The sequence below is a fragment of the Psychrobacter sp. TB20-MNA-CIBAN-0197 genome (genome assembly GCF_040309765.1).
Lineage (GTDB): Bacteria > Pseudomonadota > Gammaproteobacteria > Pseudomonadales > Moraxellaceae > Psychrobacter > Psychrobacter submarinus.
Map to the genome: position 1 here is coordinate 1 of NZ_JBEOPC010001491.1, position 231 is coordinate 231.

Annotated in this window: 1 protein-coding gene; it reads left to right on the forward strand. The window is 43.3% G+C overall.

The window, feature by feature from the left end; genetic code table 11:
- A partial coding sequence (locus tag AAEY83_RS18945) for a hypothetical protein (RefSeq protein WP_351061802.1) occupies nucleotides 1-231 on the forward strand: 231 nt, incomplete at both ends.

Sequence of the window (231 nt, forward strand, 5' to 3'; positions counted from 1 at the left end):
TGATGGCTATCTTGATTCCAGCTGTTTTGATATTAGCAGGATTATGGTTCAGCTATCGTGATTCCGGTTATCGTCAGCAAAACACGCAAACGCATGAAGTGTCAAATCAAGGTTTTCTGTACTGGTTTGATTGGAAACAAGCGCTATTCCAATGCGCTGCTATATTCGCATCTATCGCCTTATTTTGGGTCGTCATTACCAACTGGTCTTATGACGGTGTGATCTGGGGAC